The following is a 3418-nucleotide window of genomic DNA, read 5'->3' as shown; positions in this document are numbered from 1 at the left end:
TCTGAGCCAGGATCAAACTCTACAGTTCGATCTTGAATTTTTTCGCACATTTCTGTGCAACTCATAAAAACGGAATTGAAGTGAACTTCACTTCTATTCTCATGAGCGTTTGTAAGTCAGTTAAGACTTAGTTCCGAAGAACTTGGCTTTCGCCCTCAAACGCCCACGCTTATCGGCTGTATATTTTTAAAGATCTTGTCTCAAAAGCTTGGCTTTTTTGACTGGCTTGCTGTGATCAGCGAAGCCTTGCAGTATAACACCATTTCTGGTCATCCTGCAAACGCTTTTGCGTTTTCTTCAATGTCTGGCGAACCTGCTGCTGGCAGCTCGATTCTGAGGCACTGAAGAAAACGCCCAGTCACATGACTGGGCGTTTTTGCTGTAATAGCCTGACGATGACCTACTTTCACACGGGAACCCGCACTATCATCGGCGCTGAAGCGTTTCACTGTCCTGTTCGGGATGGGAAGGAGTGGTACCACCTCGCTATGGTCGTCAGGCATAACTTTTTGCCAACCTGACTGGGTCAGGTCGACCAATTTATAGAATCGTAATCAGCTTTGGTATTTTGAATGCGTCAACTTGGCATAACTTCCTTGATGTGGACCTTGCGGTACATCAAAGTTATAGGGTCAAGCCGCACGAGCAATTAGTATCAGTTAGCTTAACGCATTACTGCGCTTCCACACCTGACCTATCAACGTCCTGGTCTTGAACGACTCTTTAGGGGGCTCAAGGCCCCGGCAGATCTCATCTTGAAACGAGTTTCACGCTTAGATGCTTTCAGCGTTTATCTCTTCCACACTTAGCTACTCGGCAATGCCACTGGCGTGACAACCGATACACCAGAGGTGTGTCCACTCCGGTCCTCTCGTACTAGGAGCAGGCTTCCTCAAATCTGCAGCGCCCACGGAAGATAGGGACCAAACTGTCTCACGACGTTTTAAACCCAGCTCACGTACCTCTTTAAATGGCGAACAGCCATACCCTTGGGACCGGCTACAGCCCCAGGATGAGATGAGCCGACATCGAGGTGCCAAACACCGCCGTCGATATGAACTCTTGGGCGGTATCAGCCTGTTATCCCCAGAGTACCTTTTATCCGTTGAGCGATGGCCCTTCCATACAGAACCACCGGATCACTATGTCCTGCTTTCGCATCTGCTCGACTTGTCAGTCTCGCAGTTAAGCACGCTTATGCCATTGCACTATTAGCACGATGTCCGACCGTACCTAGCGTACCTTCGAACTCCTCCGTTACGCTTTGGGAGGAGACCGCCCCAGTCAAACTGCCTACCATGCACTGTCCCCGATCCAGATAATGGACCTAGGTTAGAACCTCAAACACACCAGGGTGGTATTTCAACGTTGGCTCCACAAGATCTAGCGACCCTGCTTCAAAGCCTCCCACCTATCCTACACAGATCTGTTCAAAGTCCAATACAAAGCTACAGTAAAGGTTCATGGGGTCTTTCCGTCTTTCCGCGGGGAGATTGCATCATCACAAACATTTCAACTTCGCTGAGTCTCAGGAGGAGACAGTGTGGCCATCGTTACGCCATTCGTGCAGGTCGGAACTTACCCGACAAGGAATTTCGCTACCTTAGGACCGTTATAGTTACGGCCGCCGTTTACTGGGACTTCAATCAAGAGCTTGCACCCCATCATTTAATCTTCCAGCACCGGGCAGGCGTCACACCCTATACGTCCACTTTCGTGTTTGCAGAGTGCTGTGTTTTTAATAAACAGTCGCAGCCACCGATTTTTTGCAACCTCATTGGGCTCCATCCGCAGGGACTTCACCTACTAAAGGCACACCTTCTTCCGAAGTTACGGTGTCAATTTGCCGAGTTCCTTCTCCTGAGTTCTCTCAAGCGCCTTAGAATACTCATCTCGCGCACCAGTGTCGGTTTGCGGTACGGTCGTGTGTAGCTGAAGCTTAGTGGCTTTTCCTGGAAGCAGGGTATCACTCACTTCGGCTGCAAGCAGCCTCGTTATCACCCCTCATCTAAGCCCGGCGGATTTACCTACCAGGCACGACTACAGGCTTGAACCAACATATCCAACAGTTGGCTGAGCTAACCTTCTCCGTCCCCACATCGCACTACACATCGGTACAGGAATATTGACCTGTTTCCCATCAGCTACGCATCTCTGCCTCGCCTTAGGGGCCGACTCACTCTACGCCGATGAACGTTGCGTAGAAAACCTTGCGCTTACGGCGAGGGGGCTTTTCACCCCCTTTAACGCTACTCATGTCAGCATTCGCACTTCTGATACCTCCAGCGCGCTTTACAACGCACCTTCACAGGCTTACAGAACGCTCTCCTACCACTTGCAATAAATTGCAAATCCGCAGCTTCGGTAACTGGCTTAGCCCCGTTACATCTTCCGCGCAGGACGACTCGATCAGTGAGCTATTACGCTTTCTTTAAATGATGGCTGCTTCTAAGCCAACATCCTGACTGTTTTAGCCTTCCCACTTCGTTTCCCACTTAGCCAATTTTAGGGACCTTAGCTGGCGGTCTGGGTTGTTTCCCTCTTGAGTCCGGACGTTAGCACCCGGTGCTCTGTCTCCCAAGCTGTACTCGTCGGTATTCGGAGTTTGCATTGGTTTGGTAAGTCGCCATGACCCCCTAGCCAAAACAGTGCTCTACCCCCGACGGTAATACTTGAGGCACTACCTAAATAGTTTTCGGAGAGAACCAGCTATCTCCAAGTTTGTTTAGCCTTTCACCCCTATCCACAGCTCATCCGCTAGTTTTGCAACACTAGTCGGTTCGGACCTCCAGTACCTGTTACGGCACCTTCATCCTGGCCATGGATAGATCACTTGGTTTCGGGTCTACACCCAGCGACTGATCGCCCTATTCGGACTCGATTTCTCTACGGCTTCCCTATTCGGTTAACCTTGCCACTGAATGTAAGTCGCTGACCCATTATACAAAAGGTACGCAGTCACCCTTGCGGGCTCCTACTTTTTGTAAGCATGCGGTTTCAGGATCTATTTCACTCCCCTCCCGGGGTTCTTTTCGCCTTTCCCTCACGGTACTAGTTCACTATCGGTCAATGATGAGTATTTAGCCTTGGAGGATGGTCCCCCCATCTTCAGACAGGATTTCTCGTGTCCCGCCCTACTTTTCGTTAGCTCAGTACCACACGTCTCTTTTCACGTACAGGGCTATCACCTGCTATGGCCAGCCTTTCCAGACTGTTCCGTTAAGAGTCGTGCTATCACTAACAGGCTGTTCCGATTTCGCTCGCCACTACTTTCGGAATCTCGGTTGATGTCTATTCCTCGAGCTACTGAGATGTTTCAGTTCACCCGGTTCGCCTCGCATAGCTATGTATTCACTATGCGATACCTTTGCAGGTGGGTTTCCCCATTCGGAAATCTCCGGATCAAAGCTAATTTGCC

2 rRNA genes (1 of these 2 only partly in view) are annotated in these 3418 nt (G+C 50.2%); both read right to left on the bottom strand.

The features are described from left to right. Window positions 1–387: 387 nt before the first annotated feature. Window positions 388–500, bottom strand: a 5S ribosomal RNA gene (gene rrf / locus AC1DX2_RS25825). Between the two features lie 128 nt (window positions 501–628). Next, window positions 629–3418 (bottom strand): 23S ribosomal RNA (locus AC1DX2_RS25820); it runs 87 nt beyond the window's last position.

This window comes from Hylemonella sp. P2_B10 (assembly GCF_056404875.1).
The sequence above is the reverse complement of the archived record's forward strand: the minus strand, read 5'-3'. Positions and strand labels throughout refer to the sequence as shown.